The following is a 13,196-nucleotide window of genomic DNA, read 5'->3' as shown; positions in this document are numbered from 1 at the left end:
TGAACGTAAAGAAGGACACGAAGATGCGATTCGAGGACTTCTCCTCATTGGCCATCTTCGTGTCCTTTGCTAAACCTTTCCGCCAGGTCTGGGCTCGCGCTTGAGGCGGATCAGTGACGAGATGTCGCCTTCGCCGGAACCCTGATCGATCAGACGGGAGTAGTCGGCGATGGCCTGGTCGACCACGCCGGAGTCGAAGCCGGCCTCGCTGCACAGCGTCTGGCAGATGCGCAGATCCTTGAGCAGCAGTCGCGGGTCGAAGCCGACCTCGAAGCTGTCGTCAAGCATGGTCGCGGCGCGCTTTTCGAGAAACCAGTTGCCGGCGGCGCCGCTGCCCAGCAGTTCAAGCATGGGTGTGGCCGGCAGTTGCAGTTTTTCCATCAGTGCCAGCGATTCGCACACGGCCTCGGCAATGCCGGCAACCAGGAGCTGGTTGACGGCCTTGGCTGCCTGGCCGCTGCCCGAGGGCCCCAGGTGGTGGATGATGCGGGCGTAGCGCCGCATGACGGGTTCGACCTCGTCCAATGCCCGGTGATCGCCCCCGGCCATGATGGCCAGTTGGCCATTGATGGCACCTTCCACGCCACCGGTGACCGGCGCATCGATGAAAGCCACGCCGATTTCCTCGAGCCGGCCGGACAGCTCCTGCGCCGTGGCCGGCGCCACGGTGGAATGGTCGACTATGATCTGTCCGGCCGCCAGGCGGTCTTCAACCTGGCCGATCAATGCTCGCAGGTCATCGTCGGCCGATACACACAGGAAGATAATGCCGGCATCCTGAACAAGTTCGATGGGGTCGGATGCCACGCGCGTGCCCGGAAACTGCCCGGTAAATTCAGTTGCCTTCCGCCGGGTTCGGTTCCAGACGCTTGACAGCAGATTGTCACCGGCCAGGTGGCCGGCCATCGGCGCACCCATCGCGCCCAGTCCGATCCATGCCGTGTTCATGATTCAGTGCTCCAGGTAGGTGTAGGCAGACAGGCCCTCGGTCAACAGCCGCTCCAGGGCCTCGGCTTCGGCACGATCCAGCCCGGCGGCCGCAACCCGTGCGCGACAGGCCGTCATCAGCGCTCGCGGATCGTAGCCGACCAGCTCAAGCAGCATGTCGGCGGTATCACCGCTGCGGGCGTGGTCGAGGTCGAAGCCTTTCGGGCCCAGGCGCACGTCTACGCTGTCGGTGTCACCGAACAGGTTGTGGATATCGCCCAGGGTCTCCTGGTAGGCGCCGGTCATGAAAAAGCCCAGCAGGTAGGTTTCATCCGACCCAATTCGGTGAACGGGGAGCGTGGGTTCCAGCAGCCCGCGGTCCACGTAGTGATCAATGCGCCCGTCGGAATCGCAGGTCAGGTCTTCGAGTACCGCGCGTTCTCCGGGCACTTCGTCCAGCCTTGTCAGCGGCATGATGGGGAACACCTGATCGATGGCCCAGATGTCGGGCAGCGACTGGAAAATCGACAGGTTGATGAAATACTTGCTTGAAAGCTGATAGCGGATGCGGTCGCGCAGCTCGCGGTGGCGCCGGTGGTCGGGATCGAGCCGATCAACCAGTGCGGCCAGTATGGCGTTGAACAGCGGCTCGAGCCGGGCACGGTCGGGCAACGGCAGGTCGCCATAGAGAAACAGGTTGCGGCCCTCTTCCAGCAGGTGTTCGGCTTCCAGAAAGCTTTCTTCCGGTTCCCGGTGTTCGACCTGGTCGAGCACTTCGGCCAGGTGGCGGATCAGCGAATGATCGTCCTGAGCGGTCTGTCCGTCGTCGCGGGGCAGGGTTTCGGTGGCGGTGACGTTGGCCACCAGCACGGCATGATGCGCAGTCAGCGCACGCCCGGATTCCGAAACCAGGTCCGGCATGGCCAGCTCCCGCTCCCGACACAGCTCGGCAATGCCGCCGACAATGGCCTGTGCATACTGGTCCAGGGAATAGTTCATCGAGCAGTAGCTGCGGGTGCCGCCACCCTCGTAGTCCACGCCCAGCCCTCCGCCGATATCGAGCAGGCGGACGTCGACACCGACATGGTCGAGTTCGGCATAGTAGCGAGCCGCTTCGCGGACACCACGCTGGATATCGCGCAGGTTGGAAATCTGTGAGCCCATGTGAAAATGCAGCAGAGCCAGCCAGTGCAGACAATCTGCCTGGCGCATGCTTGCGACCAGTTCCAGTACCTGGCTGGCGGCCAGTCCGAACTTGGCGCGCTCGCCCCCGGTATTCTGCCAGTTGCCGCTGCCCAGCGAGGACAGCCGCAGGCGCACCCCCAGCATGGGTTCGACACCGAGCCGCTGGGCTTCCCGACGGACCAGCGGCCATTCGGCGGGCTTCTCGATCACGATGACCGGACTCAGTCCCAGCTTCTGGCCGCTCAGGGCCAGCCGGATGTAGGCGGCATCCTTGTATCCGTTGCAGATGATGGTGCTGCCGGGACGACCGACGGCCAGCGCCGTGATCAGTTCCGGCTTGGAGCCCACTTCCAGGCCCATGCGATCGACTGCCGCCAGGGTGCGCACCACGCTGGCCTGCTGGTTGACCTTGATCGGATAGACCGGTGCGAAGCGGCCCTGGTAGGCGTGCTCTTCGATGGCCTGGTCGAATGCCTGTATCAATCGTCGGGCCCGGCTTTCCAGGATCTCCGGAAACCGCAGCAGCAGGGGCAGGCGCAGGCCCTGCTGACGGGCGGCCTCTACGACCTCGACCAGGGTTGCAGAGTGCCCGGCGCGGGGGCAGACTGTCACGCGTCCGGTCCCGTCGATATCGAACAGCCCCTCCGACCAGCGCTCGATGGCGTAGCGTCGCCGCGCGCGGCCGATGACGTCCTCGCTCATGTTCACCGGGTCCTTCGTCTACGATGGAATCGAGACCCGGATTGTAACCCCCACCGGTCCACGAGCTCGTTGGCTGCAGATAATCCTGCTAACATCAGCGGCCGGTCCGACGGGAATGATTCGAGTCACCAATATGCTGCCATCCAGCCATAAGTGGTTTACCGAGCCGTGCCTGGAGGCCGGCGTCGCGCTGTCCTGGTCTGTCGATCAGCACCTGGCGCATGAGGTCACGGACTACCAGACCATCGATGTCTACCAGACCACGCACTGGGGCAACCTGATGGTCATTGATGGATTCGTGATGCTGACCTCGCGTGATAATTTCCTGTATCACGAGATGCTCTCCCATCCGACCCTGTTCAGCCATCCGGAACCTCGGAGAGTAGTCATCATTGGCGGTGGGGATTGCGGCACGCTGCGCGAGGTGCTGGCCCACGATGCGGTCAGGCAGTGCCAGCAAGTCGAGATCGACGAACAGGTCACCCGCCTGTCCGAGCGCTTCTTCCCGGAGCTGTGCGAGCGAAATTCCGACCCGCGCGCCGAGCTGATCTTCGACGATGGCCTGGCCTTCATCAAACAGCTTGATGCAGGCAGCGTCGATGTCATCATCGTCGATTCCACCGATCCCATCGGGCCGGCAGAAGGTCTGTTCGGGCCCGATTTCGTCGCCGACTGCCACACCGCGCTGGCCGACGGCGGCATCCTGGTCCAGCAGAGTGAATCCCCGCTGATTCACCAGAAGCTGATCGCTGGCGTGCGTGCCAACATGGAACAGGCCGGATTCGAAACCATCCGCACCCTGGGATTTCCCCAGCCCTGCTATCCCTCGGGCTGGTGGTCAGCTACCCAGGCCAGAAAGGGCGGCCCACTGGAGCCGGTGGCCCCGGTCCGCTTCGAGGCCAGCGGCGTCAAAACCCGCTACTTCAACCCCGGCGTCCACGTCGGCGCCCTGGCCACGCAGATTCCCTGAACCGAACGGGCAGCCCGCAGGCTGCCCGATTCGATCATTGCGCGCTTGCCCGCAGTCCGGGCAAGTCGCATCATCGTGCGAGTCCCGACCAATCAGCAATCGCCGATGCGCTCGCCGGTCAGTTCGATCGTCATCTGCATCGGTCCCATCGGCGTATCCATCTCACCGTGAATGGTGCCGGTGGTGCGGTCGCCGTAGAACTGCATTGATGCATCCATGGTCATTTCCGTGCCATCGGGGCCATGGCAGCTCATGGAGTAATCCATTCCGTCGCTGCGAATTTCCTGATTGGTGATGTCGCATTCCTCGACGTCCTCGAGAAACGCGTCGCCACGCTCGATGTCTTCCAGCGTGACACATTCCTGGTTGGTGTGTTCCTGGTCGGGAATCGGCACGTCAGACTGGAACGTCATCTTGTTGTGGTACTCCCACATGCCCGGTTCGATATTGGGCGTTTCGGCAACGGCCGAAAGGCCGAACAGCAGCAGGGTCGCAGTTGCAATTACTTTCAGGCGCATGAATGATTCCTCCGTCAATGCCGGCCCAGCCGGCCGGCGTGAATTCTCAAGTATGGGTCGATGTTAATCAGTACTACGGGACCGGGCCAGGAAATCTGCCAACCTGACCGTCACATGGCATTCTACCCCCACTGGCTGCAAGTGGCCTGAATCGGCGAAGAATCACGCACCTTCGCCCCCTCCAGCCCACAGGAAAAATGCAGTCCGATGTCATATTGATAGAGCGATTGCCGTAATAAGCTGTACAAGAGATGGGCTGGATGGGCCGGCCCCAAGCAGGGAGTCATTCTGATGAGCGAAGAAAACAAACCGGAAGAACACGAAGCCGGCAAGCCGGAGTCGGAACCACAGGAGTCGGTAGTCGAAGACAACAGCGGTGCCGGTGACACAAGCGGCAATGGCAAAGCGGGAATGAGCTACCCACAGTACCTGGCGGCCCTGTACAAGCGCCCCGACGAACTGCTCGACGGCACGATGCGGGGTCTCAGACTTTTTGGTCTGATCAACATGAGCGCCCTGCTGGTGCTGATCGCCTTGTCGTCATTCGTGCAGCGCATCGCCATGACCACGACCAGTGGCGTGCGCTTTTCCTGGCTGCTCAATGGCATCAAGTTCGGACTGTCGTTCGCCATCCCCATCGCCATCGTGCTGTTCGCCTTGCAGTGGTATGCGAAGCGTCAGGAGCGCGAGTACAGCCTGGACTTCTTTATCGAGAAGTTCGGTACCGCCATGGCATTGCCGGCGGTGCTGGTGGCCATTGCCATTCCCCTAAACCTGCTTGGCGTGACCATGCATTCCTGGTTCCGGGGCGCCGGGCTGTTCTTTATCTATATCGGCGTCTTTCTGATGAGCTACCTGTTCGTCGCCCCGCAGCGCCTCAAGGTGGCAGTGGTGTTCACCCTGGCCTTCTACTTTGCCTACCGACTGATCTGGTTGCTGATGTAGGCGATAGTGCCGCACGGCAGTGAAGCCGGGCGGCGAAACGTTATATTATTGCGCGTGATGACACGCGCGAACGCGACAACTCCCGCGGCCAGGATGCCGATCCTGGCCGCTCTTTTCTTTGCCTCCGGCTTCGCCGCCCTGGTCTACCAGGTGCTGTGGGTGCGCGAACTCGGCCTGTTGTTCGGCTCCACCGCCCAGGCCGCGGCGCTGGCTATAGCCGTGTTCTTTGCCGGCATCGCCGCCGGCGGCTGGTTCTGGGGCCGGCGCGCGCGGCGGCTGGCCAGCGGCCTGGCCGCTTTCGGCTGGCTGGAGGTTGCAGTGGCGGCCACCGCGCTGGGGCATTTCGTGCTCCTCGATGCCTACCAGGCGCTGTATCCGGCGCTGTATCCGGTCATTGGCGACGTGCCCATTGCCGATACGCTGTTCAAGATCCTGCTGGCCGCGCTGATTCTCTTCCCGGTCTCATTTCTCATGGGCGGCACCCTGCCGGTGCTGGGCCAGTATCTGATCCGCCAGCCGGCCGAGCTGGGTCGGCTGGGCAGTCTGCTTTATGCCGTCAATACCGGTGGCGCCGCGTTTGGAGCGCTGGCCGCCGGGTTCGTGCTGCCGGTGTGGTTGGGTTTTGCCGGTGCCTATGGCGTGGCCGTGTTGCTGGATCTCACCGTCGGCCTGCTCGCACTGTGGCTGGCCCGGCGCTGGGTCGAGGCCGCACCTCGACCGGTTGAGCAGGACGCGCTAAAGGCTCCGGGCCGGGAGCCGGGAAGGGCGTCATCTTTGCTGTGGGCGCTGGCGTTCACTTCCGGGTTGGTGGCCATTGCCGTGGAAGTGGTCTGGACGCGCATGTTCGCGCAGGTGTTGCAGAATTCGGTCTATACCTATGCCCTGGTGCTGGTGGTGTTCCTGCTGGCGCTGACCCTGGGCGCGACGCTGGCCAATCGCCTCAGCCGGGTTCGACGGCTGGCCGCCGATCGCATCATTCTGGGGCTTCTGGCCACGGCTGCCGTGCTGGTGGCGGCTTCGGCCTGGTTGTTCCAGGCCGCGACCGGCGGCCTGGGTTACATCGGCGCCGGGCGCGACTGGTGGGAATACCTCACCAGTGTGATCACCGTGGCGGCCGTGGTCATGCTCGTGCCGGGCATCATGCTGGGCACGGTGCTGCCCTACCTGTTGCGATTGCTTGAGAGCAGTACCGCGAGCACCGGCGAAATCATCGGCCGGCTGGTGGCTACCAACACGGTGGGCGCCATCGCCGGTGCGCTGATCGCCGGATTCGTCTTGCTGCCACTGGTCGGTCCGGCCGGCAGCCTGATGATTCTCTCGGCGGTCTACCTGCTGGTCATGGCGGGTTTCATGGTGCTGCGCGAGCAGGGCGGTGGTCGGGCACTGGCATTGGCACCCGCCGCATTGGCGCTGGCTTTTCTGTTTGCGCCCACCGACTGGGTCACTCGCGTCTACCTCAACCCGGGTCACGGCGAGCGTCTGGTGGAATTGCGCGAGGGCAGTCACGCCGCCGCGGCGGTGATTGAACGGGACGACCATCTGCTGATCCGGGTCAACAACCATTACACCCTGGGAGGCACCGGTGCACTGGAGTCGGAGCGCAACCAGGCGCTGATTCCGATGATGCTGCACCCGGACCCGCGCGATGTCTTCTTTCTCGGCATGGGCACGGGCATCACCGCCGGGGCATCGTTGCTGTTTCCGGTCGAGCGGGTGGTGGTGTGTGAGATCCTCCCGGAGGTCGTGCACCTGGCCACTGCCCATTTCGGCCCTTGGACCGAGGGGCTGTTCGAGGACGAGCGCGTGACCATTCACGCCGAGGATGGCCGCAACTGTCTCAGGCGCAGCCGGCAGACCTTTGATGTCATCATTTCCGACCTGTTCACGCCGTGGAAGGCCGGCACCGGCAATCTGTATACTCTGGAACATTTCCATACCGCCGCCGCCCGCCTCAACGAGGGCGGGCTGTTCGTGCAGTGGGTGCCGACCTACCAGGTCTCGGAGAAGGAATTCGGCATCCTGGCGCGCACCATGGACGAAGCCTTCGACCAGGTCGTGCTGTGGCGCGGCGACCTGTTCCCCGACCAGTCCATTGTCGCGCTGGTCGGGCAGAACCGGGCCGAGCCGCTGGACCCACAGGTGCCCATCGCCCATGGCCGCGCCCTGGCCGGCAATCCCGATCTGCCCGATGACCTGCTGGCCGCGGTCAACCTGCGCTTCTATGCCGGCAACATCACTGCCTCGGGCCTGTTCGACGAGGCGGCCATCAACACCGACCGGCGCCCGCTGATCGAATACCAGGCGCCCCGGACGCAGCGTGCCGTGCAGGCCGGCCTGGCGCGCTGGCTGACCGGAGATCAGCTGGGCCTGCTCTACGAGCGCCTGATTCAGAATCCGGGCCTGGACCACGATCCCTACCTGGCTCGCCTCGATGCCGCCCAGCGCGACTACGTGCTTGCCGGGCGCAGCTACTTCCACTACGGCGTCTACCGCCGGGCCGGTCGCGAGGAAGAGGCGGAAATGCTGCTGGCCGACTTCATCGCCCGCACGCCCTTCGAGCGGGCGCCGCCCGAGCCGGAGCAACCCGAGACGCTGTCGGGCTGGGAGGAATCCGGGCGACGTTGAGCTCTCTCCATTCTGCTCTTAGTGGTTCCTGATTACGTATGGTTCTCAGCCATGGTCCTGACTTGAATTATGAAACCGCAGATGAACGCCGATAAACGCAGATTGTTGATCTGACGCATGGATCATCGATAGGCGCTGGGGTCAGCGATTCATAGAACGGCCCAGGCTTTCATCCGTCCACGAGCTGAGACACATGAGTGCGAACGTCTCGGGTTGCGGACGATTACAGCTGCTATTCCTGCTGTAATCCCTTGAATCTGCGTTAATCCGCGTTCATCTGCGGTTCCAAAAAATCCGACCGAAATATGGCTGAATCATCTGAGTAATCAGTTGGTGGTTTGCGCAGGGCATGGTGGCTTCGAGGCCGCAATGTGAAGGTGGTGTCTGGAGGCGTTCGGGCTTGCGGTTGGGTCTGGACATGCACCAGAAAAGTTATGTTATATTATTTCGTTCCGGTCAGTCATACCGCCAGCGGGCGGGTGCTGGCATTCATTGACGCAAACCACAGAGTTTCAGGAGATCCTGAGATGAGAGCATTCTGGATACTGGCCCTGACCGCCGCATTCGCCAGCGGCAGCGTCGTGGCCGAGGAACCGACACTGGAAGAGCTGATGCGCAAGATCGAAGCGCTCGAAGAGCGTGATCGCGAGCGTCAGGGGCGTATCGAAAACCTTGAAACCGAGTTGCGTGCCGCGCAGGCGCTCGAGGAAGATGAAGCGCGGGAAGACGATGACGAACGCGCCACGCCACGCCCGGCGGCCACCGGTGCCGGACCGCAGGCTGACCCGCTCGACCCGACTCCGGCACGCATGCGTGCCCGTCCCATGGCCACCGGCGAGGTGACTTCCGGCACGGCGTTCAATCCGGCCATTTCGGTGATTCTCGACGGCTACTACGCTCATTTCAGCGATCACCTGGACGATCCAGCCGGCTTCGACTCCGGTCACAGCCATGCTCATGGGGGCCATGGCCATGGCATCGAGGAGGGCTTTAATCTGCGCGAGGCCGAAGTGACCTTCACCGGCAGTGTCGACCCCTACTTCGACATGATGGTAATGGCCGCCATCAGCGACCACGGCATCGAGCTGGAAGAAGCCTACATCACCACCCGCTCGCTGCCGCAGGGCCTGCAGGTCAAGGCCGGCAAGTTCTTCAGCGATGTCGGCTATATCAACAAGCAGCATCCGCATGACTGGTTCTTTGTCGACCAGCCCTGGTTCCGGGAGCTGATCTTCGGCGAGGAAGGCCTCAGCGAGACCGGTGTGCAACTGTCCTGGCTGGCACCATTCGACAGCTACACCCGTTTCGGTGTCGAGGTGCTCGAAGGCAGCAGTGACGGCGTGGCCAGCTACCTGGGCGACAGCCGGCACGAGATGGTGACCGTCCTTCCCGGAGAGAATAATGAGCCGGTCCGCAATCGCTGGCGCGCCGACAAGAACCTGCGTGACCGTGACGGGCCGCGCCTGTTCACCGGCTTCGTCAAGTGGGCGCCCGACCTGGGCTTCGACCACGCCATGCAACTCGGCGCCTTCGGTGGTGTCAGCCAGGTGTGGCAGGACGAGACCGCGCATTCCTCCGGCCGCCTGGAAACCTGGGACGGCGACAGCCAGTTCGTTGGTGCCGATCTGGTCTACAAGTACGGCCGTGGCGGTCTGATGGGGCACGGCAATTTTGTCTTCCAGGCCGAATATGCATTGCGCGAGCGTGATGTCGAGTTCCAGAGCCGCCAGTTCACCGACTTCTCCAACCTGGTCCCGACCGGTCCGGCCGATGATCCCGATCGTCGCGATCAGACCTGGCGCCAGGATGCCTTTTACATGCAGGGCGTCTACGGTTTCGCACCGCGCTGGAATGCCGGCCTGCGCGTCGACGGCGCGGGTCTGACCAACCGCGCCTACGATGGGGGTACGGATAGCCTGGGCCGGCGCGGCATGCGTGAGGATCTCGATGCCTCCTGGCGCTACAGCGGTCAGGTGACCTATGCCCCGACCGAGTTCTCACGCCTGCGTGCGCAGGTCAGCTACAACGACATCGCCGACGGACACGATGCCTGGCAGTTCATGCTGCAATTCAACATGAGCCTGGGCGTGCATGGTGCCCACGCCTTCTGATCGCTGCCCGGAGCAGGACCTCACCGGCAGGCAATGACCTGCCGGTGAAGTCAGATCGATCAGAAAGCTGTCAAATACCGGGAGAATGAAATGAAGAGACTGTTCCTGACACTGATTCTTTTGCTGGCGTCCATGGCGGCCAGTGCCGAAGTGCGCGTGGTCGCCACCGTGCCCAACATGGGCATGCTGGCCGAAACCGTTGGCGGTGATGCCGTGCATGTGACCGTGCTGGCGCCACCGGATCGCGACGCCCACTACCTGGAAGCGCGTCCGTCCATGATGGCCGCGCTGCGCCGGGCCGACCTGGTGGTCGCCGTCGGCGCCGAACTGGAAGTGGGCTGGCTGCCGGCCGCGCTGCAGGGCGCGCACAACCCCAACGTTCAGGTCGGGCGCCAGGGCTACTTCGAGGGCGCGGCCCAGATCGACCTGATCCAGGTCGGACTTGTAGCCGACCGGGCCCATGGTGATGTCCACCCGGCGGGCAATCCGCACTACTACTTCGATCCCATTCGCATGGGCGAGGTAGCCCAAGCCCTGGCCGAGCGTCTGACTGATTTTGCGCCGGACCATGCCGACCAGTTCCGGGCCAATGCCCGTGAATTCGCCGAGCAGGCCGCCGAGCACGTCGAGCGCTGGCAGGGCATGACCGAAGGCGCTCCGGGTGCGGTGTTCTATCACAAGGATGTGGACTACCTGGCCGAGTTGATGGGTATCGAGATTCTCGGCTACATCGAGCCGCTGCCTGGCATTCCGCCGACCGCGCGTCATCTGAGCGAACTGGTGAGCAGTCTGCGCGGCGAGGAAGGTGTTATTCTTTACGCCGATTTCCAGCCCTCGCGCGGACCGGAGTTTGTCTCGCGCGAGTTGGGCTGGTGGCAGCAACAATTGCCCAACCAGGTCGAGATCGGTGCTGACAGCGATGCCTATTTCGACCTGATCAACCGCTGGGTGGAGGCTTTCAAACCCTGACTGCAGCCGACTCTCCAAGGTCGCTGATCACGCTCGATGAGCTGATCGCAGGTTATTCGGGGCCCGTCGTGGGCCCCGTTTCTTTGTCCGTGCGCGCAGGCGAAGTGCTGGGCCTGGGCGGTGCCAACGGCGCCGGCAAGTCCACCCTGCTCAAGGCGCTAACTGGCGCGGCGAAGATTCATTCCGGGCGAATCCTGCGTGACCCGGCGGTGCGTCTCGCACACCACCGCCAGCGCCCCGAGCGTCCACCGGAGCTGCCGCTGCTCGGCCGGGAGCTGCTCGCCCTGCTTGATGCCGAGGGCAATCCGCCGGCACTGATCCGTCCACTGCTCGACCGTCCCATCGCAGAAATGAGCGGTGGACAGTACCAGTTCCTCCAGGCCTGGGCTTGTCTCAACAGTCCGGTGGACGTGGTTCTGCTCGATGAGCCCACCAACAATCTCGACGGCGAGGCCATCGAGGCACTGGGCGAGGTGCTGGGGAGCCTGTCGCCCGAACGTGCCGTGGTCCTGGTCAGCCATGAGCAGGCCTTTCTCAACAAACACTGCCATCGCCGCCACGATATCGAGCCATGGGTGAGCTGATCTTTCTCGACCCGATGTTCCGGGTGCCGTTTTTCAATGGCCTGATCCTGGCCGTGGTGCTGTCGCTGATGGGTGCCTACCTGCGCTTGCGTGACGAGTGGCTGGCGGCTTTTGCGCTGTCACATGTCGCAGCGGCCGGCGGTGTGCTGTCCCTGCCGCTGGGCTTGCCGGTGGTGGTCACCGCCTCGATGGCCGCCGGCGTGGTCGCCTTGCTGCTCAACCTGTTGCCCCGGGCCAACAATAATCACTATGCCTGGACCATCCTGCTGGGCTGGTCAGCGGCCCTGATCTTCGCGGCCAACACTCACCAGGGTTCGGTGGTGGCGGAAAGCCTTTTGCGAGGGCAGCTTTACTTCAGCCATCTCGGTCACCTGTGGGCGGCCGGAGCGTTGCTGCTATTGCTGCTGGTCAGCCTGCCCTGGTTATCCAAACGGCTGATGACCGGGCGCTTCTTTCCTGATTTCTTCACTGCCAACCGCCTGCCGGCCTGGCGTCACCGCCTGCTCTTTGGTGCCCTGGTCGTTTTTGCCACCGTGCTCGGCACCGTCGCCATGGGGGCAGTACCTGCTTTTGCCATGTTCTTCGTGCCTGCCTGGGTAGCCTTTGCCCTTTGTCGTGGATGGAGGAAGGCGTTGCTCGTCACCGTGGCACTGGGCGTGCTGGCCTACCTGGCTGGATTTGGTCTTGCCATGCAGTTTGATCAGCCATTTGGAGCCACCCTGGTGGTGCTGCTGGCCATGTTGGCGCCGCTCAGGCTTCTGGGTCGATTGGGCAAGATCTGAAACCACACCCCGTACAACCCCGACCGGCTGCATGCGATCTACATTCGTGCCGCTTGGATCCAAGCGGGCCAATAGTTGATCCTTGTCAAAACCATGCAGGTAGTTTGCCTGTTAAATGGTAGCCGTATTCAAAGGCCAGCCTGGCTGGTGTCCGGGACACATCGTGACAATGACTGGCTCCCAGGCTACAACCGACGATCTCAGGGTATTTCCTCTGCTCAACGCGCTCGAAGCCGAGCAGAGAGAAGAGGCGCTGGCGCACTCCCGCATTGTTCAAGTCGAGCGCGGCGAGCAACTTTTCCGGCAAGGAGAGCCGGCCCGGCGCATCTGGCTGTGCCGTTCGGGACAACTCAAGCTGTTTCGCCTGTCCAGTGACGGCCATGAGAAGATCGTGGCCATCATTCAGCCCGGGAGAAGTTTCGCCGAGGCCACGATGTTTCTGCCCGAGCGCCGTTACCCGGTCAACTGTGCGGCACTCAAGCCCAGCGAACTGGTCGGATTCGATGCCGACGCGCTGGTGGCCACGCTCAGGGAGTCCCCGGATGCGTGCTTTCGTCTGCTCGGCACGCTCAGTTGCCGGATTCAGGAAAAGATCAACCAGATCGAATCGCTGGCATTGCAGAACGCCCATTTGCGTGTCGCTCACTACCTGCTTGACGTCTATCGCCAGCAGGAATCGCGGGGTCCGTTCCGGCTGGAAGCGAGCAAGAAGCATATTGCCGGATTGCTCGCCATTCAGCCAGAAACCCTTTCGCGCAGCCTGGCTATTCTGCAGAACAACGGGGTGATCGACATGCAGGCCCGCCGCATTACCGTGCGGGCGCCCGAGGAGCTTCAGCAGATTGCCCGGGGCTCGTCCCAGCCCCGGGCATAGATCT

11 protein-coding genes are annotated in these 13,196 nt (G+C 63.0%); 8 read left to right on the top strand and 3 right to left on the bottom strand.

The features are described 5' to 3' along the window. Window positions 1–69: 69 nt before the first annotated feature. Both IC757_RS16160 and speA read right to left on the bottom strand, forming a co-directional pair. On the bottom strand, window positions 70–948 hold the full coding sequence (locus tag IC757_RS16160) for an NAD(P)-dependent oxidoreductase (protein WP_190975302.1): 879 nt from the start codon (window positions 946–948) through the stop codon (window positions 70–72). A gap of 3 nt (window positions 949–951) precedes the next feature. After that, window positions 952–2,814 (bottom strand): biosynthetic arginine decarboxylase, encoded by a 1,863-nt coding sequence (gene speA / locus IC757_RS16155; RefSeq protein ID WP_190975301.1) that lies wholly within the window; start codon window positions 2,812–2,814, stop codon window positions 952–954. A 136-nt stretch (window positions 2,815–2,950) separates the two neighbouring features. Between speA and speE the strand changes: the two genes are divergently transcribed. Then, entirely contained in the window at window positions 2,951–3,784 is an 834-nt protein-coding gene (gene speE, locus IC757_RS16150) for a polyamine aminopropyltransferase (protein WP_411913481.1), read from the top strand. Between the two features lie 92 nt (window positions 3,785–3,876). On the opposite strand, the gene IC757_RS16145 is transcribed toward speE, so the two are convergent. Further along, on the bottom strand, window positions 3,877–4,302 hold the full coding sequence (locus IC757_RS16145) for a DUF3617 domain-containing protein (protein WP_190975300.1): 426 nt from the start codon (window positions 4,300–4,302) through the stop codon (window positions 3,877–3,879). A gap of 291 nt (window positions 4,303–4,593) precedes the next feature. On the opposite strand from IC757_RS16145, the gene IC757_RS16140 reads away from it, so the two are divergent. From IC757_RS16140 to IC757_RS16110, 7 genes are all read left to right on the top strand, one after another. Next, window positions 4,594–5,247, top strand: a complete 654-nt coding sequence (locus IC757_RS16140) for a hypothetical protein (RefSeq protein WP_190975299.1) — start codon at window positions 4,594–4,596, stop codon at window positions 5,245–5,247. Between the two features lie 93 nt (window positions 5,248–5,340). Continuing rightward, a complete protein-coding gene (locus IC757_RS16135; protein ID WP_190975298.1) occupies window positions 5,341–7,872 on the top strand; it encodes a fused MFS/spermidine synthase in 2,532 nt (843 codons plus the stop codon). Window positions 7,873–8,399: 527 nt separating this feature from the next. Next, window positions 8,400–9,983, top strand: coding sequence for a TonB-dependent receptor (locus IC757_RS16130; protein ID WP_190975297.1), 1,584 nt, complete (start codon window positions 8,400–8,402; stop codon window positions 9,981–9,983). Between the two features lie 90 nt (window positions 9,984–10,073). Beyond that, window positions 10,074–10,952, top strand: coding sequence for a metal ABC transporter substrate-binding protein (locus IC757_RS16125; protein ID WP_190975296.1), 879 nt, complete (start codon window positions 10,074–10,076; stop codon window positions 10,950–10,952). Window positions 10,953–11,020: 68 nt separating this feature from the next. Then, window positions 11,021–11,536, top strand: a complete 516-nt coding sequence (locus IC757_RS16120) for an ATP-binding cassette domain-containing protein (protein WP_223846168.1) — start codon at window positions 11,021–11,023, stop codon at window positions 11,534–11,536. Beyond that, window positions 11,524–12,318, top strand: coding sequence for a metal ABC transporter permease (locus IC757_RS16115; RefSeq protein WP_190975295.1), 795 nt, complete (start codon window positions 11,524–11,526; stop codon window positions 12,316–12,318). The genes IC757_RS16120 and IC757_RS16115 overlap by 13 nt, the downstream gene beginning before the upstream one ends. A gap of 169 nt (window positions 12,319–12,487) precedes the next feature. Beyond that, on the top strand, window positions 12,488–13,192 hold the full coding sequence (locus IC757_RS16110; protein WP_190975294.1) for a Crp/Fnr family transcriptional regulator: 705 nt from the start codon (window positions 12,488–12,490) through the stop codon (window positions 13,190–13,192). Window positions 13,193–13,196 lie beyond the last annotated feature (4 nt).

Source organism: Wenzhouxiangella sp. AB-CW3, assembly GCF_014725735.1.
GTDB lineage: Bacteria > Pseudomonadota > Gammaproteobacteria > Xanthomonadales > Wenzhouxiangellaceae > Wenzhouxiangella.
This window is presented reverse-complemented; position numbering and strand designations above follow the sequence as displayed.